The 26953-nt window shown below is 38.9% G+C and carries 20 protein-coding genes; 12 read left to right on the top strand and 8 right to left on the bottom strand.

Features of this window, described 5'->3' with window-relative positions; all coding sequences use genetic code 11:
- Positions 1 to 7 precede the first annotated feature (7 nt).
- Positions 8 to 1201 (bottom strand): TolC family protein, encoded by a 1194-nt coding sequence (locus TY21_RS09345; protein ID WP_042239268.1) that lies wholly within the window; start codon positions 1199 to 1201, stop codon positions 8 to 10.
- Between the two features lie 262 nt (positions 1202 to 1463).
- On the opposite strand from TY21_RS09345, the gene TY21_RS09340 reads away from it, so the two are divergent.
- Complete coding sequence (locus tag TY21_RS09340) at positions 1464 to 4130, top strand: hypothetical protein (protein WP_052354340.1); 2667 nt, start codon at positions 1464 to 1466, stop codon at positions 4128 to 4130.
- 539 nt (positions 4131 to 4669) lie between these two features.
- On the opposite strand, the gene TY21_RS09335 is transcribed toward TY21_RS09340, so the two are convergent.
- The 3 genes from TY21_RS09335 to TY21_RS09325 all read right to left on the bottom strand — a co-directional run bounded on the left by TY21_RS09335 (position 4670) and on the right by TY21_RS09325 (position 9111).
- A complete protein-coding gene (locus TY21_RS09335; protein WP_042239262.1) occupies positions 4670 to 4903 on the bottom strand; it encodes a DUF6444 domain-containing protein in 234 nt (77 codons plus the stop codon).
- Between the two features lie 285 nt (positions 4904 to 5188).
- Positions 5189 to 6364 carry a leucine-rich repeat domain-containing protein gene (locus tag TY21_RS09330; RefSeq protein WP_052354338.1) on the bottom strand — a complete coding sequence of 392 codons (1176 nt, stop codon included), beginning with the start codon at positions 6362 to 6364 and terminating at the stop codon, positions 5189 to 5191.
- A gap of 491 nt (positions 6365 to 6855) precedes the next feature.
- On the bottom strand, positions 6856 to 9111 hold the full coding sequence (locus TY21_RS09325) for a protein-disulfide reductase DsbD (protein WP_079979826.1): 2256 nt from the start codon (positions 9109 to 9111) through the stop codon (positions 6856 to 6858).
- 50 nt (positions 9112 to 9161) lie between these two features.
- On the opposite strand from TY21_RS09325, the gene TY21_RS09320 reads away from it, so the two are divergent.
- The 9 genes from TY21_RS09320 (at position 9162) to TY21_RS09280 (ending at position 18287) form a co-directional block, all read left to right on the top strand.
- Entirely contained in the window at positions 9162 to 9911 is a 750-nt protein-coding gene (locus tag TY21_RS09320; RefSeq protein WP_042239259.1) for a MotA/TolQ/ExbB proton channel family protein, read from the top strand.
- Positions 9908 to 10339 carry a biopolymer transporter ExbD gene (locus tag TY21_RS09315; protein ID WP_042239256.1) on the top strand — a complete coding sequence of 144 codons (432 nt, stop codon included), beginning with the start codon at positions 9908 to 9910 and terminating at the stop codon, positions 10337 to 10339. The genes TY21_RS09320 and TY21_RS09315 overlap by 4 nt, the downstream gene beginning before the upstream one ends.
- 103 nt (positions 10340 to 10442) lie before the next feature.
- Complete coding sequence (locus TY21_RS09310; RefSeq protein ID WP_130589675.1) at positions 10443 to 11453, top strand: hypothetical protein; 1011 nt, start codon at positions 10443 to 10445, stop codon at positions 11451 to 11453.
- Positions 11450 to 12826, top strand: coding sequence for a Tol-Pal system protein TolB (gene tolB, locus TY21_RS09305; protein WP_042239249.1), 1377 nt, complete (start codon positions 11450 to 11452; stop codon positions 12824 to 12826). Before TY21_RS09310 ends, tolB begins: the two co-directional genes overlap by 4 nt.
- Positions 12827 to 13226: 400 nt before the next feature.
- Positions 13227 to 13955 (top strand): OmpA family protein, encoded by a 729-nt coding sequence (locus TY21_RS09300; RefSeq protein WP_042239246.1) that lies wholly within the window; start codon positions 13227 to 13229, stop codon positions 13953 to 13955.
- Positions 13956 to 13987: 32 nt separating this feature from the next.
- The gene (locus TY21_RS09295) at positions 13988 to 14677 is read left to right on the top strand and encodes a LysM peptidoglycan-binding domain-containing protein (protein ID WP_232044360.1); all 690 of its coding nucleotides are present in this window, start codon (positions 13988 to 13990) and stop codon (positions 14675 to 14677) included.
- Complete coding sequence (murI, locus tag TY21_RS09290) at positions 14674 to 15489, top strand: glutamate racemase (RefSeq protein ID WP_042239240.1); 816 nt, start codon at positions 14674 to 14676, stop codon at positions 15487 to 15489. Before TY21_RS09295 ends, murI begins: the two co-directional genes overlap by 4 nt.
- 215 nt (positions 15490 to 15704) lie before the next feature.
- Positions 15705 to 16886 carry a methionine adenosyltransferase gene (gene metK, locus TY21_RS09285; protein ID WP_042239239.1) on the top strand — a complete coding sequence of 394 codons (1182 nt, stop codon included), beginning with the start codon at positions 15705 to 15707 and terminating at the stop codon, positions 16884 to 16886.
- A gap of 3 nt (positions 16887 to 16889) precedes the next feature.
- A complete protein-coding gene (locus TY21_RS09280; RefSeq protein ID WP_042239236.1) occupies positions 16890 to 18287 on the top strand; it encodes an NFACT RNA binding domain-containing protein in 1398 nt (465 codons plus the stop codon).
- Between the two features lie 279 nt (positions 18288 to 18566).
- Here TY21_RS09280 and TY21_RS09275 read toward each other — a convergent pair whose 3' ends face one another.
- From TY21_RS09275 to TY21_RS09260, 4 genes are all read right to left on the bottom strand, one after another.
- Positions 18567 to 20321, bottom strand: coding sequence for a leucine-rich repeat domain-containing protein (locus TY21_RS09275; protein ID WP_052354334.1), 1755 nt, complete (start codon positions 20319 to 20321; stop codon positions 18567 to 18569).
- Positions 20322 to 20806: 485 nt separating this feature from the next.
- Positions 20807 to 21100 carry a transposase gene (locus TY21_RS11970; protein ID WP_368668657.1) on the bottom strand — a complete coding sequence of 98 codons (294 nt, stop codon included), beginning with the start codon at positions 21098 to 21100 and terminating at the stop codon, positions 20807 to 20809.
- Between the two features lie 307 nt (positions 21101 to 21407).
- Positions 21408 to 21653 (bottom strand): hypothetical protein, encoded by a 246-nt coding sequence (locus tag TY21_RS09265; protein WP_130589674.1) that lies wholly within the window; start codon positions 21651 to 21653, stop codon positions 21408 to 21410.
- Positions 21654 to 21720: 67 nt separating this feature from the next.
- A complete protein-coding gene (locus tag TY21_RS09260) occupies positions 21721 to 22416 on the bottom strand; it encodes a response regulator (protein ID WP_039386475.1) in 696 nt (231 codons plus the stop codon).
- A gap of 158 nt (positions 22417 to 22574) precedes the next feature.
- Here TY21_RS09260 and TY21_RS09255 point away from each other — a divergent pair, with 158 nt between their 5' ends.
- Positions 22575 to 25814 carry a DUF1347 family protein gene (locus TY21_RS09255; protein WP_042239232.1) on the top strand — a complete coding sequence of 1080 codons (3240 nt, stop codon included), beginning with the start codon at positions 22575 to 22577 and terminating at the stop codon, positions 25812 to 25814.
- A gap of 132 nt (positions 25815 to 25946) precedes the next feature.
- Entirely contained in the window at positions 25947 to 26876 is a 930-nt protein-coding gene (locus TY21_RS09250) for a DMT family transporter (protein ID WP_042239229.1), read from the top strand.
- Positions 26877 to 26953: the final 77 nt, after the last annotated feature.

Raw genomic sequence — 26953 nt, 5'->3', positions numbered from 1 at the left:
AAACCTTTTAAAGCCCTTGCGTATTTGCATAACCTACCCTTACTAATCGATTGAGCTCTACTTTTCTTTGATGATAATCCACTAAAGCATGAATATATTTGTCATGCACGTCAAAAAGGGTACGTTGGGCGTCTAGAAGTTCAAGGTAATCACTTTTTCCTTGCAAGTATTCCTGTTTAGCACCTTCAAAAGTAGCTATAGCTACAGGCAAAACATCATTATTATATAGTAGCCCCTCTTGGTAGGAAGTGAGAAGTTGCGCGTACTCAGCTTCTAATTGCAGGCGTGCTTGCAAGTTGTCTTTATTTCTTTTGTTATAAAGCTGGTTTAATAAATGCTTGGCTTTAGAAATGTTGCCCTGATTTCTATCCCATATCGGGATAGCCATGGAAAATCCAAGCAATAGTCCCTCTCCATCCTCAGCAGAGTTGATATATCCTGCGGTAACTACGAGGTTAGGAATACGTTGCGCTTTTTCACTCGCAATCATGAGGCCAGCATTTGCTATCTGCAGCTCCCATTGTTTCGTTGCAATATTATCATTTTGCTCAGCAATAAAGACAGCAAGATCCTCGACTAAAGTAATTTCTAAAAGGTTATAATCAACAGAAGTAAAGTCAGGACGACTATCTCCCCAAATCAGAGCGAGCTTTTTCTTAGAATTTTCAAAATTATTGCAAGCTTTTTCTAAAGCTAGATGAGCGGTTAATACTGATAACTTAGCTTTCTTTCCTTCTAAGGAAGATATTTTTCCTCCTTCAATTTTTGCAGAAGTGGAAAGAAGCACTTCTTGGGCACTTAGTTGGAGTTCTTGAGCGAAACGCAAATATTCTTGCGCAGCAGCCACCTCAATAAAAGCTTTTTCTACCTGGCAACTTGCCTCTAACTTTATGACTTCTATTTCTTTGAAGGCTAATGATGTTTGGAGCCCAGCAGTCTGTTTTCGAAGATGTCTTTTACCCCCTAATTCAATAGCTTGCGATAAATTGCAAGAAAACCCTCGATCTCCCGCCCTTTTTTTCTCCTTCCCAATTAAATTAGCTTTATCAATTTCTACAGAGACGACGGGATTTGGCAGAAAATTTGCCTGATATTCCTCAGCCTGTCTAACTTTCCATGTGGTGTCAACGATGGCTACGGCAGGAGAATAAGTTAAAGCTCGCTGGGTAGCCTCATCTAAAGTTAGTAACCTTGCTTCCATTAGCAAAGGCCACAGGTAAAAGTAAAGCACTAAACTTAATTTGGGGAACTTAGACAATCTCATAGGGATTTACAAGAGTATGTGTTAAAATTTTTCCGCTGGTGTGATTACCTGCTATAGGATTTTTGAATAAAACCTTCAAGTAAAAAAATCAACCACTACTTTTTTTTATTTTAAACAAAACTAACAGAAATAATTCTATTATTATTTATTCATTATTATGCTATAATCTACACTTGTTAATAAAAAAAAGGGTTTAATTATGGATAATAATAAAAAAATAAATATCCCTAACTATCATTTTAGAGATCCTTTAGTGGCTCAAGAAGCAGTAGCCCCTAAAGTTTATGGTACTATTCCTTCTTCTTGCTCATCTAAAACCCATGAGTGTGCCCTAGCATCTTTTAAAATTCGTATTTCATCTTCTCTTAAAGTATTAAAAAGGAATATTACCCTTGGTTGGGAAGTCTTCGTATCGATTATAAAAGAAGGTTTTACTAAGCTTTTACAGTTAATATCTGACCTGGCTCACCGCATTCTGCATATAAGACGACTCTCCTATCATGGGCTTTTAGAAAGTGTGGCAACCATAGAGAATTCACAAACAGATTGGAGCCTTAACCTAGCGCTGTTGAAAAATTCCTATAAGAAAACACAGGATCCTCAATTAAAGAAACAAATCGAGTTCATGGCCACCAATTATCTGGAAAAATCTGCCCCTATTTACCTTAACATGATGAAATTATTACAAAGAAAAATTGGCGTATTATTTCAGGTGGGACCTTATACGAATTATCATTACCATCGCATGGGATTTCGGCAAAATCCAGGACTAGGAGCAGAAATTAATAAAAATTTAGCATTTACCCATAAGAGTCCTCTCATTCTTACCGATACTACCGAGGTTACTCAATTTTTTCCTTTAAACTTTCATGTGATTGATAGTGCAATTTCAGAAGCTGAGTGGGAAACTACACTCACTCAAGCCTTAAATGCACATTTTTCCAAGTTTGCCAAAGAACCACGCCAAGCTTTTTCACAAGCGATGAATGTAAGCTTATTAGTGGATTTAACTTCTTCTTTGGAAGAATTAGTTAAAACTAATGGAAAAAGAGAAAAGGAAGAAGCTTTTGAAAAGCAATTGGATTCAATACGTACAAGCCTTAATTGCTCATTTGATAGGTCCATTGAAAAATTTAGAATGCAGCATCCTGAATTGAGTAAAATTTCTACAAGTAAATTTAAAAAATTATTGCAACAAAATAGCACTTGCATTTGCAGACTAACGCTTGACGAAATTGCGGGCATTAAAGTTTTACCAGTCTTTACCGACTTAAAAGGTAAAAAAATTCTTCAAAAGCATCCTGCCTTTTTAGATTTTATTGAGCAAACCGGCTTGTATATCGGCGCAATTAACATGCGTAAACATATTCTTAATGGCTTTAATATTAGACCCGATATTAAATACCCTATTAAAGGCCCTGATGCTAAAGATATTCCTAACAAAGATGTTTATTTTCCTGATAAGCTTGATTTAACTAAGCTAGCACTCTTTGACAGATTCTTAGCAAAAGTTTCCTCTCCAGAGATGCATGCATACTCTCCTCATCTAGCTATTTTAGGCGAATCTACCTTGCATCTTTTAAAGGGCCTACTTAATGAAATCAGCGATAAGCAGTGGAAAAAATTTCAAGGACATCCAATAAAACGTGAAATCATTCAAACCTCATTGTTTAAAATAAAAGAGCATCTGGCCACAGCAGAACTTTTTATGGATGATTATAGTAAGTATGCGCAAGAAATTGAGTTGGTTCATTGTGAAATTGCCAACCTTTTAACGCTTACAGCCCCTTTTGAAGAAAAGGCGTTTCCTACTATTTTGCCAAAGCAGTTAGCAAACGTTCCAGAAGAACTGCGCCCTTTGATAAAAGCAGGCCTAGGTAAGACGGCAGTCAACGTATTCGCTGGAATCAATGCGGCTTTATTAAACCTGAACCCTCACCCTACCCGAGTATTTAGTACAGGCTTTTATTATGAGCAAGCAAGCTTTATAGGCAACGACCAACGTATTGAGAACGCTTTGCAAGATAGTAGCTTAAAGCAAATTGATCTATACGCATGCCAATTTAATCCTAATATTGAAATTGATGCTGATCATACTCACTATGCGATAAGGGATGTCAAAGAAGATATCCGACAAATACTGTGGCAAAAAAACGAAAATAAGCAACTTACTGTAGCGGTCGATTGCACAATCGATTATATCAATTCTCCTAAAGTCCACGATTTGCTTGCCACCTTCCAGGAAGAGATAAAAGACGGTAAGTTAAACTTTGTCTTTTTCCGTAGTGGACAGAAATTTGATATGTTTGGAATGGATAACTACTATGGATCTCCATTTTACATGGTTAATAATGGAAAAGCTCCCTGGGATGCCTTTAATTCCTTAACTGAAGACATTGCCCATAAAACGGATCAACTAAGCCTTCAATGGTTCTCTCTTGCTTATAAGTATACGACTGAGCAAATGGATAGTTATCGATCGGCTATTTTTAAAAATACTAGGGAAATTCTTGATGGTGTTCCCCCACTCCTTCAGCCTTTAGGCAAAGAGAGTAGCCAGAAGATACGCATTAGCACCGCAGATCCAGAGATGGAATGTTCCTTTATCGATATAAAACTCATAGGAAAAGGCCATGCCCTAAAAAGTAGGGCGATTATGGGGCTTTTCTACAAAAAATGCTTAGCGAAAGGGATAAAGGTACATTCCCGAGCTAGCTTTGGGTTTTATCACCCTAATTGCATCATTATTTCCGTTAATGCAGAAGAAGGCTCTAGCACTATAAGAATAAATCCAGGCTTAAATCCGGAAGAAAATCAGGTAATTGCAGGATTCATTAAAGAGCTAGTCAATGATGCTCGCCTTTAGAAATTTATGACTAGCTATCTCCCTTATAAAGTTGTCATCCTCTGATAGAGATGTGCACTTATAGGCTTTAAAAAAATTAAGCCTGCACACCCAATCCTCTAAAAGCTGTCTCTTTAATTAAAGAGAGACTTTGATAGAGCGTGGCGGTTGTATAAGGAGTAGCTAAAAAGCCTATCCTTCCTGAGCGTTTATGAGAATAGATAACAAACAATTCATCGATGCAATGTACAAGAAAATTATAAAAAAGCTTAAGCAGGATGCTTAGAAAGAGGCAAAAAGAGAAGAAATTGCTAAAACAGCTTTTCCGCATTCAGTAGAGAAAATTTATCAACAGGTAATCATGGCTTTTGCGAGGCCGAAAGTTTTTCTTTATCCTTAAAAATCCTTTTAGCCTAGGACCGAGCAAGAATTGCTCATTTTCTTTAAGTTCAGGATGCACTTTTCAATGACAACAAAGGCATCTGTTTGTCACTAGATCGATTGGATGTAGCAAGGGCTTAATTTCAAGAAGTTTGATCTGCTGCCAAGAAAAAACCTTATCAGCCGCATGCATAGCAAAAATAACAGTGTGGACAACCTTCTACACTACGAATCTCATACGAGATAACTGCCCTAGCAGGTAACAACTCGCGGTTGGCCCCAGGATGATAAGGTCGATTTTCTGCTTGAGGTAATGATGAACAGCTAGCTTCTTGATCCGTCGTAAGTGGCTTGGAACTATTCTTAGAATTTTGATTAAGCTGTTCTTCTAAGTGAGCAATGCGCGCTTTCAAGTTTGTTGATTACCTTTTCCTGTCTATTTACCCAAGGCTTTTAGCTGAGCATTTTCAGACCTTAGCTCTACATTTTCTTTAAATAGTTGCTCATATGAAGGTTACATACTATTTACATGGATGCTTAAGTAAATATTAACTCTAGAAATTATTTTGTTTATCAGGTATCTATTGATAGCCCCCCCCCCCGGTGACCGCTTACGTCTTTTATAAACAAGGGTAAAATTATTTAAAACACCTTATAAGATTATTACCTAAATGCGGAGGCTAAAACGCTGCTTTAATTCAGGGGGAGATACTTTCCAACAAGTTTCCATCAAGATTAAGATCTATCCCTGCGGGCAGCTGCTTTAAGCTTGCAGGCAAAACAGTTAGCTGGTTGTTGCTTAGGTAAAGAAGCCGCAGCTGAGAAAGAAGTCCTATTCCAGAAGGAAGGATAGCTAGTTTGTTGCGCCCTAAGAAGAGCTCTTGCAGCTGAGAGAGCTGTCCTATTTCCTCAGGAAGAATGGTAAGTTGGTTATCGTTTAAATACAGCTCTTGCAGCTTAGAAAGTTGCCCAATTGTTGAAGGAAGAGTAGCTAGTTTGTTGCCACCTAAGAAGAGCTCTTGCAGCTGAGAGAGGTTTCCTATTTCTGCAGGAAGAATGGTAAGTTGATTATCATTTAAGTACAACCCTCGTAGCTTAGAAAGTTGCCCGATGGCTGCAGGAAGGGTAGTTAGCTTGTTGTCACCTAGGAAAAGCTCTTGGAGCTGAGAGAGCTGACCTACCTCTGCAGGAAGCGAAGTGAGGTGGTTGCCGTTCAAGCAAAGCTCTTTCAGATTAAAAAGCTTTCCTATTTTTGCCGTAAGGGTGAATAGATGATTATCGTTTAATTTAAGCTCATGTAGCTGAGATAATCCCCCTATCTCGGGAGGCAAAGCAGTCAATTTGCTTCCTGTTAGCTCAAATTTCTTAATATTTTTGCCATACCTTTTAATCCAACCTTCAAAAAGCTCTCCTTTCTTTTCTAAAGGCAAGCCTTTGATGTCTGGTCGGTCTAAATATTTCTTATAGCCTGGAAGTCTGGACTCTATTAAAAGACGATTAATGTTTAAAAGAAGAGAAGTGTAATTAGCCAGGGTAAAATATTTTCTTTCTTCGATGTGCCCTTTAAATTCCAATGGAGCCAGAGATTTAGCTAGAGCGAAGGTTTGCCTAAAAATTTCCTTTACCTTTGCTAGTGTAGAAAGCCCAGCTGGTAGCTTGTAGAGTTTATCTAAAAGGTTAGCCTGCTCGGTAGCTTTTCGTTGAGGAAACTGCATTTTACCTATTTGCTTGTAAAGAGAGGGTATAACTTCATTAGCTAGCAGGTGTTGCCATCTTGTACAAACGCCAAATAAGGAAGGACTAGCACAATCTTTTAAAATAGAGGCTAATATTTCATTAGGGAGAAGTTCGAGATTCATAGAAATTGGACTCATAGGTGGTCCTACTTATTAAGTTGTATATCTATTTTTGTGCTTTTTTATAAGATTAAATATATATATAAAAACAAAAAAAGCAAGCAAATTTTAGAAGCAGGACAAGCAAGAAAAGCTCCACAATTTTAGGTAAATAATCCTACTAGCAAGTATTCCAAGTATTTGTGCAGAGCAAAAAATGTCGCTGCCCTTTCCCTACCTACTTCTCCCTTATGCTCTAGTATACGTCTTCTAATAAAATAACTTAAGAGCCATTAGGGCAATTAAAAAGAGATAATAGGGCTCTGTTTGTTAGCTACAGGTATGTCGCAGGCAACCGAATGCGATCGATCCAAATATAAATAAAGAAAAACTTACTTAAATTTTAAAGTTTTTTAGCCAAGAGGAAGCTAGAAAATCAGCTATCTAACAAATGTTGGAGAGTAGCAAGAGCTTTTAACGAATAAAAGGTTGAAAAAATTAATTACCTAATATTTTAATTTCCAGAAAATTTATTTTATAGCTTTTAATTTGTTGATGACTAAGCTAGGAGTCAATAATTGAGGAAAAATAAAAGGCTCTTGTTCCTGCTGATAAAGCACATACAGGGGTACGCTATGGCGCCCAAATTTTTGCAGCTCTTCCGTAATAGCGGCATCTTTTTTTGTCCAGTCAGCTTTCATCCGCACTACGCCCTGCTCGTTAAATTGAGCATGAACGTCCGCCCCTCCCAATATCATATGATTAGCTTGGCATATTAAACACCACTTCGCTGTAAAATCAACAAAAACAGGAATACCTTGAGAAGTTAACTCTGCTAGTCGTTGGGGAGAAAACTCTTCCCATATAACCTCTTGCTCAGCTATAGCAGGAGAAAAAGAGATAGAGGGGGAGGTAGACTTAGAAGCATAAAGTAAAGCATATAGACTAGCCAGCAGTCCAAAGATGGCTACGCTTGTAGCAATCCTACAGCTTAATTTGGAATGAAGAGGGGTCGCCCAGCGCCCGTAAATCCAACAAGCCATACTTATCATAAAAAAAGCCCCTAATAACAGGATAAGAGCTAATGCATTTGTTTGAGCTGCAAAAACCCACATTAACCATAACACGGAAGCAAGCATGATAAAGCCCATGAATTGTTTAAAGGTCTCCATCCATTTTCCCGGCTTAGGTAAAAAACGCAGAAAAGAGGGGTAAGCAGATAGGATAAGATAAGGAGACGCCATTCCCATTCCTAAGGAAGTGAAAATCAAAAAAGACAAGTAGAAAGGTAAAGTCATAGCAAAACCCACTGCTGTACCCAAAAAGGGGCCCGTGCAAGGGGTAGCTATGAGCGTGGCTAGTACCCCACTTAAAAAGGAAGCACATCTTCCCTTTTTTGTCCCTTGATGCTGTAGCTGTCCCGCAAAAGAGCCCACTTTGATTCCTATTTCAAATACACCAAATAAGCTTAAACTAAAAATGAATAGGACCGCTGACAACAAAGCGACAAAAGCAGGCTCTTGCAGCTGAAATCCCCAGCCTACAGCATGGCCATAAGCCTTTAAAATCAAAAGAGCTGCAGACAATATCCAAAAAGAAACTAGAACGCCTGCACTAAACATCAAGCCATGCTGTAAAGTCAACTGACGGCTTTGCCCCGACATTTTAACGAAGCTTAAAATTTTAAAAGAGATTACCGGTAGAACGCAAGGCATCAAATTTAAAAGCATTCCGCCCAAAAAAGCTAATATCAAAGCCATTCCCAATCCGCCCTCATAATCGCTGGATTTGGAGGACAAAGTGATATTCCAGGAGCGAGGGAAAGCCTCATTGAAAGCCCAGACAGAATTTTCTTTGTTAAGATCTTGGATAGGCACAGCTACCTCGATAGCTTCCGTGGCTATTTTTTCTGCCTGCTGGATAGTCAGAACTAAAACACCTTTAAGAACAGTTGTAGGCAACGAAGAATCTTTCTCTTTAAAGGCAATAGAGTAAGAAGAAAAAGAACTCTCTTGTAAAGAGATAGAAGGCTCTAAATGATAATCTACGCTTTGCCCCTCCTCGGGAAAGAAAAAAATATTTAAAATTTTCTCTGCTGGCGCTAAGGGAGATGGCATGTTGAGCTCTATCAAATCATTGATACGCTTGGCCGTAATATTCCCACGAGTTTTTGGCAGCAAACGACGCGCTTGCTCGAAAATAGAGGTTAAAGACTTGTCCATGACTGGGGCAAAAGAAGTAGAGGTCAGGTTCATCTGCACGTTAGTTTCACCTGGTAAGCAGGCTGAATCTGAACAGGCTAAGTATTTAATAGTCGCTCTAAACTTATAAGTGTCAGAATGATTGAGATTCTCGGGGGGAAAGATCTGACACAAAAAGTGCACCTCATTTTCATAGCCAAAGCCAATGGATGAGGGTGATTCAAAACGTTGCGGATAAGGCCATTGAAGCTCACCGGCTTTAAACCCAGGTGGCAGCTCCCAAGTAACCGAAACAGGCATGCCTGCATCTCCTGGATTTTTCCAATAAATATTCCACGAGGGAGCTATGGTAAGGCTAACTTTTATCCAAAAGGGCTCGGCCGCCTTAAAATTTAGCGTTTCGGAATGCACATAAGCTTTAATAGGTAAAGAAGAGTCATTCACTAAAGGCTCGATTAAGCCAAGATTAGATGGAAATGAATGAAGTTGATTGACTTGAGAAGGATTTTCACTGTATAAGAGAGAGATGAAAATGATCAAAAAGCCGAGTAACCTATAAGTTATATGCCGGAATTTGACTGCCAATGTAAAACCCTTCTTTTTTAATTAAAGGCTATACTTTAAAGGATTTATGAATGAATGTAAACATTTTTATAGCTACTAATCCCTTTTATGAAGCCTATATACATTCTGATTTTTTAGGCAAATTGATCTTTATTGGCCTCCTTCTACTATCCATGATAACCTGGATTATTTTACTCCATAAAATCTGGCAAACCTACCAAGCAAGAAAACAAGCGGCTCGTTTTTATGATATCTTTCAGCTTCAGAAACAAAATCCCTTGAATTTAGACTGTGAAGCTGCCAGTAGGGTAAAAAATAGCAACCCCTACATGGATCTTTATTCTCTTCTTAAAAAACAGACGATGGAAATCTTTAATAAAAATAAGTATGTGATGCAAAAAAATAGGGAGACTGAACAAAGTGTACCGTTTCTTTCTCTTACGGATATTGATTTTATACAAGGCTCTTTAGCTACTCAAATCGCTCATCAAACTAAAAATTTAGAAAAAAATCTTTTTATCCTATCCACGGTGGTAAGCCTAGCTCCATTTTTAGGATTACTTGGCACTGTGTGGGGCATATTGACAAGCTTTTCAGACTTCCAGGTACAAGCATCAGGCAGCACGCCTCAAATGGTACTAGGTGGGCTTTCTCTTGCCTTGGCGACAACAGTTTTAGGGCTCATCGACGCCATTCCTGCTCTAATTGGCTATAATTATTTAAAACATGCTATTCGCGATTTTGAGATTGAAATGGAAAGCTTTGCCAACGAAATGTTGGGTGCTGTAGAGCTGCAATATAGAAAAGTGGACTTCTCATGAACAGGCGATTCATTCAGGCTTCTATCCATAAAAATATCGAAGAACCTACTGTTAATCTAACCCCTCTAATTGATGTGGTCTTTGTCATTTTAATTATATTTATTTTGATAGCTCCTCTGCTGGAGCTTGATAATGTAGAGCTTGCCCAGGCGGCCTCTGGCTTGCACGAAAGCAGCTCAAACTTTGTTCAAGCTAGCAGCCCTATCTCCATTCATGTGCGCAAAGATAATACTATTTGGTTTAATAAACAAATGGTAACTCTAGAACAACTATTTACCTTGTTAAAAGACGCCAAAAAACGTTATCCTGCTGCCCAGCCCCAGTTATATCATGACCGCACGGCCCACTTTGGAACCTATCAAGCCGTTAAGAATACAGCTGAAAAAGCAGGATTTACTCAATTAGATGTGATTCTTAAACCTGCCTAGTTTTTTAACTATTATGAGTAGTATCTACCTCCACGATAAGACGTTATGGCCAATCACTCTCGGGGTCATCATAATCCATGTTGGAATGATTTTAGGAATGATCTTGCTCCCTTTTTCCAAACAAGCTCCTCGCCAATACAACGAACGTCTAGTGGTGCATACAATTCCGCTCACTCCCCCAAAAATTCAAACAAAATCCTCTCCCCTCCCTAGTGAGAACAAAGAAAAATTGGCTCTAAATTCTAATATTCTTCCCAGTCCAAAATCTCCCGAAGAAATTGCTGCTAAACTTATTGCCTCTCCTCCCCCTATCCCTCTTAACGTAGAAGAAGCAAAACCTCACACAAGTTCTCCGGCTCCTACAGAATCTACTCAAAAAATTGAAACCCCTTCTTCAACCGATAAAAAAAACATAAAAGCTTTGAACTCTACCGCTATTCAACAGACGCCCAATAAAAAAGCAGTCCCTAAAAAAGAAAATGCAATTCCTCAATCCACCCATTCAAAAACCGGCAAACCATCTATTAAGAAAGACAATACTAAAAAAAGCGTTAGTCCTGCATCTACTGCAGCCAAGCCTGCTGAAAAAAAGCCGATAAAAGCCCCCTTGAAAAAGTCTTCTGCAGAGGCTCAACGTGAAAGCCCTAATTCCCAAGCAAGCCCCGAAGCCAAGGAGAAACAGAAAAAACTTCTTGCAGCTGCCCAGGCCAGCCTTGCCAAGCTTGAGCAGAGCCGAGCTCATCGAAATGCTTCTTCCTCTCAAGCAAGTCAGACGGCACTCGCCTCAGCTGCTACCATCCCTGCTTTGCAAACAGATACTCTCCCTGCAGCTTATACCCTTCCTTCTAGCGCAGTAGAGAGAAGCTATAGAGATGAGTTAGCTAGCCGGCTTAAACTTTTACTAAAATTACCTGAGCACGGGGAAGTTCAACTAAAATTAACAGTCGATCGCTTAGGCCGAGCCATCAAGGTAAATATCATTAAATCTCCTAGCCACTTAAATCGCCTCTATATAGAAAAAAACTTGCCTACGTTAAAATTTCCTCCTCTAGGAAAAGATTTTGCAAACATGTCGGAATATACTTTTATCATTCAATTAAGTAATGAATTATGACTCATCTAAAATATTATTTTATTATTTTCTTTCTTTTTTTAGCCTTTAAGCAAAATCTGTCAGCCCTAGCAAACGAAGACAATGAAAAAATTGTAGTTAGATTAGCGACGGAAAGTAAGCTAATGCCTCTTTATCTAGCTCCCTTTTATCAAGAAAATCCTGCTTTTACTGCTCATTACACCCAGCAGCTAGAGCAGGTTTTACAATTTGACTTAAATCATAATGGCATGACCTTTACATTGAAAAATGAGTCTAAAGCCCCTGTTGGCAACTTTCTTGATGCCGTTAATAGCTCTAGCTGGAAAAGCCTGAATGTTTACTATGTATTAAAAATATTGATTAAAGACAATCAAATGTCGGCAAGAATGCTTTCCCTGAGCAGTGATCATGAAAAATCAGTAAATAATATTCCTTTAAGTGGAGACCTTAGCCAAGATCGCCGGCAAATACATCGTCTAGCCGATAGCCTCCATAAAAGCTTATTTGGCAATGAAGGAATAGCCAGCACGCGAATAATTTACACCTGCAAAACCTCTCATGGCCTTAAGTCTATTGCTGAAGTATGGGAAGCTGATTACGATGGCGCCAATGCCAGACAAATTACACATGAAAACAGTCTGATTGTTACCCCTACCTATATTCCTCCCCAACAAGGCCACGCGAGTGGAAGTATCATGTATGTTTCTTATCGAGCAGGGCAGTCAAAAATCTATATAGCTTCCTTAAAAGATGGAGTAGGCCGGCGCTTCAGCTTACTTAAAGGTAATCAATTAATGCCCGCTATTACCAAACAAAGGGATAAGGTAGCTTTCATTTGCGACTATACCGGCAACCCTGATCTTTTCCTGCAAACGTTTGATCCTGAAAAAGGGGCTATAGGTAAACCTCAACAAATTTTTTCTACTTATCTAGCCACGCAAGGAACTCCTACCTTCAGCCCAGATGGAAGTAAAATTGCTTTTGTCTCTAACAAAGATGGATCGCCCCGTATTTATGTCATAGACATCCCAGCGCCCGGGGCAAGCCTTAAAAACATTAAAGCTCTCTTGATTAGCAAATCAAATCGTGAAAATACCGCCCCTGCCTGGTCCCCCGATGGCAGTAAGCTAGCTTACTGCGCAAAGAGCCACGACACCCGCCAAATTTGGATTTATGATTTTGACAAAAAGCAAGAAAGGCAAATTACTAAAGGAGGTGGTCATAAAGAAAATCCCACCTGGGCTCCTAATAGCTTACATCTTGTCTTTAACTCTGCGGACAATAATAACAGCGAACTTTATTTGATCAATTTGCATCAACCAGAAGCAGTAAAAATTTCCTCGGGAGAAGGTCTGAAGCGCTTTCCTGCATGGGAACCTAAATTTAGCAAATAGCTCGTTGCCTTATACTGCTAGTCAAGCTCTAAGTCCCCTGAGGGCACTTTTCTTCCATCGGCTACTTGGCTTGATCCTCAAAGCTTTTGCTTTGACCCTGGCTAAATTTAAAAGGCTATAATAAACTCTACAAAAATCGCTCCAGTAAGAGCAAAAAATTTAAAGCCCAGTAGCAAGCCTTTTTATAGCTTTTCAGGATCATACGCCTAAAACAGCTCAAAACATAAGCAGCTTAGTGTTAAAAGGATAAACTATCTAAAGCCTTTTTAGAAAGATAGGGTTTTCCTCCTATCTTTCCTTTGTAAAACAAGCTAATTAAAAAAGCTCTTTCAGAATATTTCCCCTTTTATGTTACTATCTCATTTTTATAATTATTTATAGCCACAAAGCCGAGGATTTTATGAAACTAGCTCCCTATTGCCTGCTTTTGAATATATTTCTCATTAGCTTATCCTTTACAAGCTGCAGGCGCACGAGCGATGATGTATGGGAAGATACGAAAACCGCTGGGCGTCATATTGGAAGAGGTGTTAAATCTCTTGGCGGTAAACACGGAGATTCACGCCAGGTCTATTCTCCTGACGAATTTTATACCATGGGTAAGCAAAGCAATTCTGCTAACATTTATGCTAACGAAGACTTTATACCGTTACAAGATCAGCCCCACGATGCCGAGTTAGCAATGGCAGAGTCTGTTAGCCAACAGCCGAGAGAAAATCCAGGTGATCCAGGCAGTACTATTCCCGACATTCAATTTTTCAAAGATCCTAGTACTATTCAAGGCCTTTCAGGTATTTTCCAAAGTATCAAATTTGATTATAATAGCAATTTGATCAAAGGACAGGAAAATATGACTATCTTACGCAAAGTAGTAGACTATCTGCAAAGAAATCCTAATACCTATATTTTTATTGAAGGGCATACTGACGAAAGAGGAGCAGAAGCTTATAACCTAGCTTTAGGTTCGCGTCGTGCTAACGCTGTTCGTAATGCTCTGATTGCCGAAGGCGCCAGTCCTGATAATATTTTTACGATCTCTTATGGTAAAGAACGTCCTGCCGTGATGGAAAGTCACGAAGAAGCCTGGGCACAAAATCGTCGAGCAGAATTTAAAATCTATCAAAGATAATGTTTATAGAAATCTTCTTTTCAAGGCTCAGGTTGCGGAAGCAACCTGGACTGATAAAAACTATCATATTCCTTATCCTACCTTTAAAACTTTGCTGTTTAGGCAATATTGAAGCGGCCCCTACTCGTTATTATAACGATCAAACAGCCGTGGTTTTACGTGAAATGCGCGATAATCTGGATGATTTGCGTCATGAGGTCAGCAATCACGAAATTGAAATCAAAACCTATGATGAGAAAGTCCGTACTTTAGAAACGATTATCGACTCGATGCGCCAGCAATGGATAGAAGCAGGGCATGCGCAAACAGAAGCATGGAAAGATTCTTCTAAAGCTCTGGAAATGAAAATTAATAGCCTTGAGCTACTTACTCAAGGGATAATTTCTGATGTTAAACAGTTTAAAACCTACACGAATGAAATAGCGACCACACTCTCTCAGTATAAGCAAAAGCTCACGGAATTTGAAAAAATTATTGAATTTCAAAATCAAAACATCGACAACCTTCATCAAGCGATTAAATCCGTTGCAGAGGCTTTAAATCCCACAAGCGGCCTTTCGGAAAAAGCTGAGCTTCCATCCGTTAGGATTTATAAGGTGGTACCCGGCGACACTTTAGAAAAAATTGCGCGTAAGCATCAAACGACTATTCAAGCCATTAAAGAGCTTAATGGCCTTTCCCATGATAAGATCGTTGTTGGCCAAAATCTTAGAATCCCATGAGTAATTCGCAAGCGATTGGAATTTTTGACTCAGGTATCGGCGGGCTAACAGTGATGAAACAAATCATGCATAAGCTTCCTCATGAAAAACTTATTTATTTCGGCGACTCGGCCAGGTTGCCTTATGGCGACAAAAGTGCCGATACAATTCTGCGTTATTCTATAGAAAACGCCATCTTTTTAATGGAACATCAAATTAAATTACTAGTCATCGCCTGCAATACAGCTTCAGCCTATGCCGTGGATAAGTTGAAACAGATCCTTAAAATCCCTATTGTTGATGTGATTCAGCCAGGGGTGGAGCATGCTGCTAAAGCTTCACGCCACCTAAGAATAGGCGTGCTTGCTACGCGAGCGACCACTGAATCAGGTATTTATCCGCAACAAATTAAAAAGAAGCTTCCCTCTTGCCAAGTTTACTCCATGCCATGCCCCCTGTTAGTGCCCCTTATTGAAGAGCATCTATTTGATCATCCGGCCACTCAGCTGATTATTAAAGATTATCTTGCCCCTTTAAAGCAAAGCAGCATTGATACATTACTTCTTGGATGCACTCACTATCCTCTTCTTCGTCCTTTGATCCAAAAGGAAATAGGCCCGCATGTCTATATCGTAGATTCGGCTAGCACCTGTGCAGAACATGTGTCACTCACTTTAGATACTTATAATTTACATGCCTCCCCTGATGAAAAACCTTCTCATCGCTTTTATGTCTCTGATTATCCTGAAAAATTTCGCTTGCATGGCTCAAAGTTTCTTGGACATCCCATCGATAAAGTAAACATTCCTTTAAAAATGAAGTTTGAGATTTAAAGTAGACGACCAGCAAATACTAGTGGGTTTCCTTTATCAAATGAAAGATAGATTGTTATTTATTCGTAAGACTATTTATCAGCTGATGGGGCTGAAAAACAAAAGAGCTTGTTATATTTTGAAGTGTACTTTTCTTTCTTAAGTAGTTAATCTTTTGATTTAAACTATAGCAGGAGCCATGCTATCGTTTGTTAACTTTAAGGAAAGGGATAAGCATGAAACATTCCGTATTTACTTCCGAATCAGTAGGAATTGGTCATCCTGATAAAGTGGCTGATCAAATCTCTGATGCTATATTAGACGCTTGCCTTGAACAAGATGAAGACTCTAGAGTGGCCTGCGAGACAATGGTAACTTTGGGTCTTGTCGTTGTCGCAGGAGAAATTACGACCAAAGCGCAAGTGGATTATCAAGAAATCGTACGTAACACCCTCAAATATATAGGATACGATCAAGCACAAGAGGGCTTTGATTATCGCTCATGTGGCGTGCTAACTTCCATTCATAAGCAATCTTTAGACATCGCACAAGGCGTCAATGAAAGAGAAGGCCTTTATAAAGAACAAGGTGCAGGCGATCAAGGCTTAATGTTTGGGTATGCTTGTGAAGAAACACCCGAGTTAATGCCTCTGCCTATCACGCTAGCCCATCAAATTGTTCGAGAACTTCATTGCATTCAGCAAAACAAACAACTTCCTTATCTAAGACCCGATGCTAAAACGCAAATTACAATCGAATATAATGAAAAACATCAACCCATTCGTCTTCATACCGTCGTTATCTCCGTACAGCATGCAGAAGAAGTTAAAAGAGAAACAATCGTCCATGATATGAAAGCACTTGTGCATAGGATAGCCCCTAAAGGCTTTATTACAGATCATACTCTTTTCTACATTAATCCTACCGGCCGTTTTGTTATTGGAGGCCCTGCGGGAGACTGTGGGCTTACCGGAAGAAAGATTATTGTAGATACTTATGGAGGAATGGGCCATCACGGAGGTGGGGCTTTTTCAGGTAAGGACCCTTCTAAGGTAGACCGTTCCGCTTCCTATGCAGCGCGTTATGTGGCAAAAAACATCGTGGCGGCCAAATTAGCCCGGCGCTGTGAAGTGCAGATTTCCTATGCCATTGGTGTTGCTCATCCCATTTCTATTAAAATTGATACCTTTGGTACAGGTTCAGTAAGCGAAAATATTCTCAGCAGGGCTGTCCCTTTAGTGTTTGATTTAACACCTAAAGGTATCATTCAAATGCTTAATTTAAAAAGGCCTATTTATCGTTCTACCGCTTTTGGTGGGCATTTTGGGCGCCATGAAGAAAACTTTACTTGGGAAAAAACAGATAAGATTATTTCCTTGTTAGAATGCGTAAAAATGGAATCCTTTGCCGCAGGATAGAGTATGTCATTAACAATCGAGCAAATGAAAAAACTTCTTAAAGAAATTAACTCTTCTTTAAAAGAAGCGCTTTTTGATTATTGCACAGCTCCACATCCTCAAAAGATTGTCCTTCATTTCAAAGAGGCTCCCCCTTTATTGATTTGTTTTCAAGAAGCCTTTTTACGTTTTCATCTTACCCAATACTCTGGCCAAGATACTTCTTCATTTTTTTCTAAAAAGCTGACTCAGCACCTACGGGGGTGGTATTTAAAAAGCTGTGAACTTGTCAATGAAGATAGAATTTTACGAATGGTTTTAAAAAAAGGCGAGCTCACCCAAACTCTTATCAGCGAGCTTATTCCTAAAAAACCCAATTGCTATCTTGTGGATAGCCAACGTAGTATCCTAGTTTCTTTACATCCTACTATCCATACTTCTTATCTTCCTCCTAAAACTCTGCCTCCTCTTCTATCACTCGGCTCTCCTGAAGATACTACTAGTGCTTCAGTTGAAGCTATCTACAGACATAAAGAGTTAGAAGCTGAATTTCTTAAAAAAAGAAATACGCTAGTTGGCGAGCTAAAAAATAAATTAAATAAAGCCCAGAAAGCTGAAGCTAAATTTTCTGAAGAGCTAGAGAAAGCACTTCTTTGGGAACAAGCACACCATGAAGCTTCCCTTCTTCAAGCCAATCTATATAAGATAACTAAGGGCTTAAGGCAGGTCAGTGTCAATGATTGGTTGAAAGATAATGGAGAAGTCATTTTAAACTTAGATCCTACCTTGCCGCCCTCAGAAGAAGTCTCTAAGCGCTTTCAAAAAAGTAAAAAATTAAAGAAAGCAATTGACCCCCTCTCCGCTCAGTTAAAGCAGGCCCATCAAGCCGTAGAAAAGTTATCTTTAATGCTAGAACAGGTGCAACAGATAGAAACTAAGCAAGAGCTTGAAAGTTTTTGTCAGAGACATGAGGGCCTATCTAAAAAAATAATAAAGAACAAACTAGCCAAGAAGACTTTATCTTTACCTTATCACGAATTTGTTACTCAAGCAGGGTTAAAGATATGGGTGGGTAAGAACGCCCATGCTAACGATAAATTAACCTTTACTTATGCCCATGGCTCAGATTATTGGCTACATGCTAGAGATGTCCCTGGATCGCATGTCATTTTACATCTGGGTAAGCATCTTAAACCCGATGAAGAATCTCTACTAGATGCCATTCATGCAGCTCTTTTCTACAGCAAAGCTAAAGAGCGCCAAGAAGGAGAAGTTTGCATCACTCAATGTAAATATGTCTCGCGTTATAAAAAAAACCTTCCAGGAAAAGTCCATCTCTCTCTTCAACGTATTACCTATGCTAAAATAGATCTGGAGCGGCTGAAAAAGCTTAAAGAAAATAAGTTTACCAATCTTAGTTAGGGTTTAAGGTTGAGTTAAATAATAGAAGTTCTGGGCAAGCTTCTTATCCAATCACGTAATAAACACTAGGCCTTTAACTAGCGAGGAAGCCGTTGGAGATGTAATACTGCTTGAAGAAACTTTATCTGTATAGCCTAGAAAAAGGAATTAACTCTTTAAAAGCTGACTTTCTCCTTAAAAAGAGATTTTTATTAAGCATAGGTTTGCATAAAAAGCTGCTCAAAGGCGTATTATTTCATCCGATAACCTATTAGCTGATGAGGACGCAAGCCATTTCATTTATAAGCAAAAACGCTGCTTTATTTTTCCTGGAATATTTTCCAGTGGATTTTCTTTCACCTGAAGCTTTCGTAGAGCTGGTAGCTGTCCTATTTTGACAGGAAGGGAGGTAAGGTGATTGCCGTTTAAGTAAAGCTCTTGCAGCCGAGAAAGCTGCCCTAACTCTGAAGGAAGAGAGGTAAGTTGGTTGTTGCTTAATCCAAGCTCTTGTAGCTGTGATAGCTGCCCTATTTCGATAGGAAGGGTAGTGAGTCGATTTCTATGCAAGCCAAGCTCTTGCAGCCGAGAAAGCTGCCCTATCTCTGAAGGAAGGGTGGTAAGCTGGTTGTTGTTTAAGCCAAGCAATTGCAGCCGTGATAGCTGTCCTATTTCTGCCGGAAGGGTGGTAAGCTGGTTGTGACCTAATTCAAGCAATTGCAGCTGTGATAGTTGCTCTATCTCTGCCGGAAGGGTAGTGAGCTGGTTGTTGCTTAAGCCAAGCAATTGTAGCTGTGATAGCTGCCCTATCTCTGGGGGAAAGAGAGTAAGCTGGTTGTTGCTTAAACCAAGCCCTTGCAGCTGTAGTAGCTGCACTATCTCGGTGGGAAGGGTGGTGAGCTGGTTGTGATCTAATTCAAGCTCTTGCAGCTGTGATAGCTGCCCTATCTCCGCGGGAAGGGAGGTAAGCTGGTTGTTGCTTAATCCAAGCTTTTGCAGTTGCGATAGTTGCCCTATCTCTGCAAGAAGGGAGGTGAGTTGATTGTTGCTTAATTCAAGCAATTGCAGCTGCGATAGCTGCCCTATCTCTGCAGGAAAGAAGGTAAGTTGGTTATTGTTTAAGATAAGCCCTTGCAGTTGCGATAGCTGCCCTATCTCTGTAGGAAGAGTGGTAAGCTGATTGTTGCTTAATCCAAGCTCTTGTAGCTGTGATAGCTGCCCTATCTCTGCAGGAAAGAAGGTAAGTTGGTTGTTGTTTAAGTCAAGGCATAGCAGTTGCAATAGCTGCCCTATCTCTGTCGGAAGGGAGGTAAGTTGGTTGTTGCCTAGGCCGAGCCCTTGCAATTGCGATAGCTGGCCTATCTCTGCCGGAAGGAAGGTAAGCTGGTTGTTGCTTAAATCAAGCGCTTGCAGCTGTGATAGTTGCCCTATTTCTGCCGGAAGGAAGGTAAATTGGTTGTTTCTTAAGTCAAGATCTTTCAGTTTTGTTAATTGCCCTATCTCTGGAGGTAAAAAGGTTAAGCCAATTCCTTGTAAGTTTAGCTTCATAAGTTTTTTGCCATGCCTTTTAATCCACTTACTAAAAAGCTTTCCTTTTTCTTCTAAAGGCAAATACTTGATTTCTTCTCGGCTTAAATATTTCTCTCCCCCAGGGATTTGTTTCCAAATTAAGAGGCGATTAATATTTAAGAGATAAAAGGAATAATTAGCCAGAGTAAGATATTTTTTTTCTTCGGTTTTCCATTCAAATTCTAAGGGATAAAGGAATCTAGCTAGAGTAAAAATTTGCTTAAAGATTGCATTTACTTTTGCTGTTTTAGAAAGCCCTTCTTCTAGCTTATAAAGCTTATCTAAAATAAAAGCCTGCTCGTTAACATCTCCTTGAGGAACATGCATTTTACCTATTTGCTTATAAAGAGAAGGCATGACTTCATTAGCTAGCAGTTGGCGCCATCTTCCACATACACTAAATAAGGAAGGGCTAGCACAAGCCTTTAAAATAGGGACTAGTATTTCATTAGGCACGCTTTCAATGCTGCTAAAAGAGCTAGGATTCATTGTATGGCCTTCTTTAAATTTGATGATTTTTTTAATCTTTCTTTAGGGCATCATATAGGGAAAAACGCAAAACATACAAGAAAATGCTAGAAATAGAGCCTTAGCCATAAAGCTTGAAAATAGAGGAATGTAATGAATTGCTAAAGACTTTACCCCTGCTTTAGCAGAGAACTTTAAAGGTTAATGGCTCTTGATAGGCCGGGAAGTTCTCTGTATCCTTAAAGCTTTTTGAAAGCAAGCCTCTTCATCCCCTTTAAACATTAGGTGATAAAGATACTAAAATATTTTAGCTCGCCGCCGTAAATACTGCCTTATGCCCGGGAAATTGCATGAAGATTTTATTTACCCTTTACCATTTCCATCATGGAGTCTCGATCCCATCCAGCTTTTGCTCTCTTACCCTTAATTCCTACTTTTGTTTTTGTATCACCGTGATTTCTCGCCACATTTCAGAATAATACGTTTTCAATTAACACTTTCTACAATTAAGCATACGATACAACACATAAGCTTTTTATCCTTTTTTTGTTTAGGCATACCTTTTCCCACGAAGCTATCGCCATCTTCTCTAGCTCTTTGTAACCCTTGTAGATACGATTGGACCAATAATGGCTGCGCAAATAGTGCCCCATGTTTTCAACCGGGTTAAGTTCAGGACTATAAGGAGGCAAGAAGAAAAGGTGAATATTAAGAGGAAACTTAATTGACTTGCTAATATGATAACCGGCTCGGTCTAAAATTAATAAGGCATGAAAAGAAGCTGGTAATGATTGATTAATTTGCTTAAGAAGAATTTCTAACCCCTTGGCTATTTAGGAAAGGAAGAATCATTCTTTCTGACTTCCCTGAACGTGGGCAAACAGCTGTAGCTACCTAGAACTTTTTATACTCTGTCTGCCTTAAGAGCTTTTGGCTTAGTTCCTTTCTTTGCCCATCTCCTAGTAAAGGTGCTTTGTTGCCTAAAGCCTTGCTTCATCTTCAAGCCAAACTTCGATCTTTTGTTTAAGAAATTGTTTGTTTAAAGTGGTAATGAATTCTGGAATTTTTTTAAAGGCTTCTTGTTCTCTTAAGTTGGCTTTATAGTGCTTAAGGGGGGGGGCCAAGGGTGGCATAGTGACAGCGACGTAAAATTGCCCAAATTCCTGGAACGGTTAAGTTTTTGCTAAACTCTTTTTTTAATATAGCTTGCAAATCACGTAAATGGAAAACATTGATGTTCTCTTCAGATTTAGTCCCTTTTTCTACTCGCTCTAAAAATGCTTTTTCTTGCTTAAACGTTAAAGCTCTTTTTCTGCGAGTTATTTTAGGTCTTCTATCTTTTAGTCCTTCCACATGGTTTTGTGAATTCTATCTAGCCGGTGATTTTTTCACTTAGCCTATAGAAAAGCAGTCCTATTTATTATTCTTCCTCTTCTAAGAAACGATAGCCCACTCCCCGGACCGTCTCAATCCACTGAAAGTTGGGGCCTAATTTTTTACGAAGAGAAGCAATGTGCACATCAATATTTCTATCCACCACAAAAGCGTCACTATTTTGAATATCGTCAAGCAATTGGTTACGTGTTAAAACCTTACCCATATTTGTTACCAAGCGCTTTAAAATCCCAAACTCTGACAGGGTTAAAGATATAGATTTATCGTTTTTTCTTACTAGATAACGCTCTACTTCCATCGTAAAATTACCAAATGCAATAGTTTTTAAAGCTTTTTCAGGGAGATCTTTGCCACGTCGTAGTACAGCTCGAACGCGTGAAAATAAAACTTTAGGAGAAAAAGGCTTCGCAACATAATCATCGGCCCCTAATTCCAGCCCTAACACTACATCTAATTCCTCACTTTTTGCAGAAATCATGATGACAGGGATATCTTTTAATTCGGGATGAGTTTTCATTTTTCGGCAAACATCTAGACCACTTAAGCCAGGAAGCATAATATCCAAAATAACTAAATCCGGTTTTTCTTTTTCAATGGCCCTTAATCCATTCAGACCATCAGTTTCTGTATGCAATTTATATCCAGAAATATCTGCTTGTAATTTAATCAATGCAGCTATATCTTCCTCATCTTCAAGCAGGACAATTTTTGATTTTTGCATGATACGCCTTTCTCAAGGTAAATTCTTTTTATAATTTATTTTAACATAGGCTGGATTTTTATTTCATCAAATTTTAAAATACTTTTTTTAATGGTTTTTTCTTTCATTAAAAAATTTTTTACAAAGTTTAGTATAGAAGATTTTTAAGGTTGACTCTAATGTCCTATTTTAAAATTTTTACTCTTTCGTTTTGTTTTAGCTTGCTGTTTATTGCTCTCTTTATAGGGTTTGCTTTTGATTCAAGAAGCACTCTTAACCAAACTTATGAGCATTTTGCTAGCCAACAATACGATGAAGCACGCCACCATCTCTTACATGGCGATCATCCTATTTCATTAGCAGATTTTTATTTATATGAAGGGTATATAACCCGTGAGAAATTAGGAGTAGAAAAATCACAACCTTATTTTTTAGAGGCTCTGCAGCATCCGGCTAATAAAAGAAGCAACACCGCTTTCGAATTATCATTAAATCTAGCCTTGAATGCTTTTTTACAAAAAGATACTGAAACCTTACAACAAGCGCTTGATCAATGCCTTTTGTATACTAATGCTGATCATCCTTGGTTCCTTTTCTTTAAAGGCAACTATTTTTATCTGCTTAAAGATTATCCTCAAGCCCTTACCCATTGGCAAGCTAGCCAATCTAGACCCTGGCTATCTAAGTGGATGGAAGCAAGCTTTCAACGTCATCTTCCAGAAGATAAAGTGAGGCTTGATTGTTTATACGCTCAAATTGAGCTAGGCCAATTGGAGGAAGCCCGCCAAGCTTTGAAAGAAATGCTTTTTACCTCTTCAGCGGCTACCAAGCATGATGCTAACCTTCTATTAGCTTTAAGCTACAGGAAAGAAGCCGAAACATTGCTCCCACCTGCACGCCCTTTTGCTTTTCAAAAAGCTGCTGGCTATCTCCAATTGCTACCCGAATACAATGTCTATTACATACAAGAAAAAAGCTCCCTCGCTCATTCCTTTAAAGAACAGCTTTTGCAAGAAATTGAAGGCTCTACATTTATAAACTTACCGCTTTATCTTCAGACGTTAGAAAAAATGCAGGCTTCTACTCAATTAGAGGAAATAAGTAAGCGATTTGCTCAAAGATTTACTGAGATGACCCTTACAGGAAATATTGAGGAAGCTTCGCAATTTATCCAAGGAATAGCAGACCATTTGCATGAAGGTAATTTTAATCAGCTATTGGCCTCACAATTAACAGCCTCTATGCAAGAAGCGATAAAAAAAGGCCGCCTTCATTACTGGAAAGAAGGTTGGATTCTCAGCCAAAAGCTTCTCTCTTCTGATTCCTCATGCCTGCCAACACTCATCAATGCTTTAACATCTAAAATCTTAAGATTGATTGAGGATAATCCTGAAATTTTTAAAGAAATTTACTCCTATCTTGACCTATGGCAGGCTTTAGAAAAAAGGGCTTTCCAGCGCTATACTTTAGCTCGGCAGCTATTGCAAAAAGCCGAATGTCTTTGGTCGCTTAAAAATGAACCTCAAAAAGCCATCAATCTTATAAAATTAGCCACCTCCTTACCCTTCGAAGAAGAGCTAAAAGAGTTCCAGCAAGATATTGAACGTGCAGTCATTAAAATATATCGACAGGCAGTTCTTCAAGATAATATTCACCAGTTTGCCTTTATTCAACAAGCTGTACAACAATTTAATTTTAATTCTCTGCCCGTTCTGGAGGCAGCAGAAATTGCTAATCAAATAGCAGATGCACAATACTTGTACAAAAAAAAGCAGTTTACCTTAGCTGCCGATAAAGCTTTAGGAGTGCTTAAAGTTACTCCTTGCAATCAAGCAGCTCGCCGTATAGCTGTTTTGGCAGCTTATCAAGAAGGGAAATATTTTGAGGTGGTCGAACATGCTAAGCATTTAAACAGTCTAGATTTTTCTATCTTAGAGCCTCTGGCCGTTTCTATGCTCATTACGGGAGAGAAGGAAGGCGCCTCTTTTCTGAGACTTCTCTCCGATCATCAGCCTTTATCTGATGATAATAAGCTGCGCCTAGGTTTAGGCTATTTACTAGTATCTCAGCCCGAACCAGGCATTGGTTGGCTGTCGCAAATTCAAAGGGCTAAAAATGATGGATTCCATGATGAAGTCCTCTTAGGATTTTATATTGCCGCCTTTCAAAAGCAGGATTGGCTGCAAGTAATTAACTTGTATTCTCAACTGGCTCCTTCTAGGCAACAAATTCCTGCCGTTCAAGGAATGATTATCCAATCTTATCTTGCCCAAGATCAAAGAGAGCAAGCCGAAGAAATATTTGCTACCTTTTTAAAGCACAGTCCCTTTAATTTTCTCGAAGAAAGGGGCTCTACGGCTTATAATATCCTTAAAAAGCATTTGTATAGTTTTAATGCCTACGATTTTGCTGCCCGCTATTTTCTGTATGTCGAAAAAGATTTAGCCCAAGCCTTAAGTTATTTTCGTGAAGTTAAAAATCCCCTTCCTGATCTTCTTTTAGAAAGGGCCCAGCTTGCTTATACATTAAAAAATTACCCTGAATCTGTTAAAGATTTACATGAAGCCTTACAAAACGCTCAGGGCTCGCCACGAGAAAAAGCTTTATTGCTTTTAGGTCAAATTTATTTTGAAATTGGTCTATATCCTGATAGCGTTTCTTCTTTTAAAGAACTATTTGCTTTAAATTGTCGGCAGGATCTGAGTGTTCATCGATTATATGGCCAAGCGCTTACCCTCCTAGGAAGACCTGATCTTGCCTCTATACATTTTAGGCACTTTGAAATAGATCATCTTGCTTCATTTTCAACTCCTCAAAATTTTGGCATAGACCTTAAGGAAAATAGATCTTTCCATAAAAGACCACAGCTATTAGAACATCAGCTACAGTTATACCCTCAAAGTATCTCCCTTCAGCTGCTTTCAGCTAAAGAGCTTGTTTTTTGTTTCAATTATTCAGCGGATAGCTGCGATAATAGATCTGAGAAACTTCTATTAGCACACGAAATTCTTAAGAAAATTAATGAAAAGCACTCTTACCTTCCAGAAGCCTGGTATCTTCAAGGTCAAGTTTTAACTCATTTAAAACTTAATCGAAGTGCCAAACAAGCTTTCTCAAAAGCAATTGATTTAAATCCTTACTATGTTGAAGCCTATAAGCAACTAGCGATAATTAATAAAACTGAGAAAGATTTTGGCTCTGCCCTTTATCATCTGAGGCAAATTTTACAAATTACTCCCCATGATGAAGAAGCATGGAGGTCGCTGGCTTGTATAGAAGAAGAACAAAATCATCTCAGCGATGCCATTCAAGCCTGGAGTAAAGCATTAAAGCTCCAACCCCTTCACCCCCTTTATCTACTCAAATTAGCGCATTTAAGTTTTAACCTACACGCCATAGAATGGAGTGAGAAGGCATAAATCAATTATACCGATCCCCTCAAAAAAAATTTAAAGATGGAAATTAATGTGCCCGGCAAGCTTTTGCTCCTTCTTAATTGAATCTTTTTGCTTTTTGCTATATCCTATAAATAATTTAAAAGAGATCCATTGATGTTTTTTGTATTTGTACTTTTTGCCCTTTTTGCTAGCGTTTTCACAGTCGGCAAAGTCGCTCTAGAATATGCACAGCCTTTTTTTCTGATTGGATCGCGCATGCTAGTGGCGGGTATACTTCTTTTAGCCTATGAATTTTACCGCAAGGGCGCCCGCATCTCCATGAACTGGCACAGCTTTGGCCGTATCTTACGCCTGGCTTTCTTTAACATTTATATTACCAATGTACTCGAATTTTGGGGTCTTAAATATTTAACCTCTTTTAAAACATGTTTTATCTATAGCCTTTCTCCCTTTATATCTGCTTTATTTTCCTATTTTATTTTCACAGAAAAAATGTCGATAAAAAAATGGATAGGATTAATGATTGGATTTGTAGGCATACTTCCCATGTTACTCAGTGAAACATCTGCAGAGCAAAAAGCGGGCCATTTCTTTATGTTTTCTTGGGCAGAGTTAGCTGTAATCATTGCAGCTACCACAAGTGTTTATGGATGGATTCTTTTACGTCAGCTCGTTAATGAAAATCTTTACTCGCCTTTATTTGCCAATGGAATGAGCATGCTGATAGGTGGGATCATTACCCTTTTTCATTCGATGTTAGTAGAAGATTGGAAGCCAGTACCTGTTAATCTCAATAACCTTGTCCCCTTCTTTATTTGTGCCGCTTGGTTGTTACTTGTTTCAAATCTTATCTGCTATAATCTTTATGGCTGGCTGATGAAACGTTTTTCTGCCACTTTTATGTCTTTTGCAGGCTTTTCCACTTCAATGTTTTCTGCTCTATTCGGGTGGGCTCTCTTAGGAGAGGAGCTAGGCCTAGCTTTTTTCATTTCTTCGGCCCTTAATTTGCTAGGCTTAAGTCTTTTCTATCAAGAAGAATTAAAAAAGTCTAGCGTTAGGGTAGACCAACAAACGACTAGCTAAAGAAAAAGCATCTCCCGGGTTTATACTGCCTTTCTGTAGTTGATTACTTTTTTCATAAACTATCCATCGCATTGCTC

This window comes from Neochlamydia sp. S13, from assembly GCF_000648235.2.
Lineage (GTDB): Bacteria > Chlamydiota > Chlamydiia > Chlamydiales > Parachlamydiaceae > Neochlamydia.
Note: the sequence above shows the minus strand (reverse complement) of the source record. Positions and strands in the feature narration are given on the sequence as shown.